Below are 1,879 nucleotides of genomic sequence, written 5' to 3' on the forward strand. Positions count from 1 at the left end.
TTTTGGGGCGGCCGCCGCCGTGCTGTTTTCGCTGATGGCGCAGATTGGCGAGCAGGCTGATTTTCTGAGGTTCATACCTGAACCCCAGGAAGGGCAGCGGTTACGGTGGTGGACCTCAGTCATGGCCGGCGGGCCGGGCTGGATTGTTATCGGTACTGTAAAAATCCTGGCCGGGTCCTTTCTGGCGGTGCTGGCGCTGAATCAGGGTATTGCTGTCGCCGACGCATCAGACCCGACCCGGATGTATATGGTGGCCTTCGGATACATGACCTCTTCGCCAGAGGCTTCGCTGGCCCTCGCGGGCATCTTTGTCATCCTGTGCCAGGTAAAGATCAACGTCACCAACGCCTACGCCGGCTCCATCGCCTGGTCGAATTTCTTCTCACGGCTGACCCACAGCCACCCGGGGCGGGTAGTCTGGCTGGTGTTCAATGTGGCGATTGCACTGCTGGTGATGGAGCTGGGCGTTTACCATGCGCTGGAGGAAACTCTCGGCTTCTATGGCATTGTCGCGGTGGCCTGGGTCGGCGCCCTGGTGGCCGACCTGGTAATCAACAAACCCCTGGGTTTAAGTCCCAGACACATCGAGTTCAAACGTGCGCACCTCTACGACATTAACCCGGTAGGCGTCGGCGCGATGATTCTGGCCTCGGTGATCGGCATGGTCAGCCACGCCGGAGCGCTGGGCGAAGTAGCCGTGGCGCTTTCCCACTTCATCACCCTGGGCGCGGCACTGGTCATAGCGCCACTGATCGCCTGGCAGACGAAGGGTCGCTATTACATGGCCCGGCCCTTTGTACCGATTGCCACCGACCACCAGCTTGTGGCCTGCTGTATCTGCGAACACGAATTCGAGCCCGAGGACGTTACCGGCTGCCCTGCCTACGCCGGCAACATCTGCTCGCTGTGCTGTTCACTGGATGCCCGCTGCGGTGATTTCTGCAAGCCCGGTGCCGGCTACAAGGAACAGATGCGCCGGTTCTTCGGGCTGTTCATTCCGGAATCAGCGTTCGGCTACCTGCACTCCCGAATCGGCCACTTCATGGTGCTGCTGTTGCTGATCAACGGCGTCTCCGGCCTGCTGCTCTGGCTGATCCATGAACAGACCCTGGTGGCCTCCGCCGCCGAAGCGGCCGTGCTCTCCATCACGCTCTGGAAAGTGTTCTTCGTGCTGATCATCATTACCGGTGTGGTTTGCTGGCTGTTTGTACTGGCCCATGAGAGCCGCACCGTAGCCGAAGAGGAATCCCAGCGTCAGACCCGGTTACTGACCGAAGAAATCGTGGCCCACGAACGCACCGACCAGGCCCTGCAGAAAGCCAAGGAACACGCTGAAGCGGCAAATGGTGCAAAAAGTCGCTACCTGACCGGCATCAGTCACGAACTCCGCTCACCTCTCAATGCCATTCTGGGCTACGCACAACTGATGGAGAACGATGCCGCGATACCGGATAACCGCAAGGACGCGCTGGCTGTTATCCGCCGCAGCGGTGAATATCTGGCAGATCTGATCGAGGGACTACTGGACATCTCCAAAATCGAAGCCGGGCGTCTGGACCTGCACCGGGACGCGGTCCGCATTGACCTTCTTATGGAGCAGCTGGTTCATATGTTCCGCCTGCAGGCCGAGGAAAAACGTCTGGCGTTTGATTACCACCGCATCGGCAAACTGCCGGAGCTGGTAACCACGGACGAAAAGCGCCTGCGCCAGATCCTGATCAACCTGCTGTCCAACGCTATCAAGTACACCGATACCGGACGGGTTTCCCTGACCCTGAAATACCGGAGCCAGATCGCGGAGTTTACCGTGGAGGATACCGGCGAAGGCATTGCCGAAGAGAACCTAGAACGCATTTTCCGGCCCTTTGAACGTATTCGC

Annotated in this window: 1 protein-coding gene; it reads left to right on the forward strand. The window is 59.4% G+C overall.

What is annotated here, in order from left to right:
- Positions 1-1,879, forward strand: a 1,879-nt coding sequence (locus VJ956_RS13300) for a histidine kinase dimerization/phospho-acceptor domain-containing protein (protein ID WP_324085527.1), incomplete at both ends; no start/stop codon positions are given.

Source organism: Marinobacter sp. (assembly GCF_035268745.1).
In the GTDB taxonomy this organism is placed as follows: domain Bacteria; phylum Pseudomonadota; class Gammaproteobacteria; order Pseudomonadales; family Oleiphilaceae; genus Marinobacter.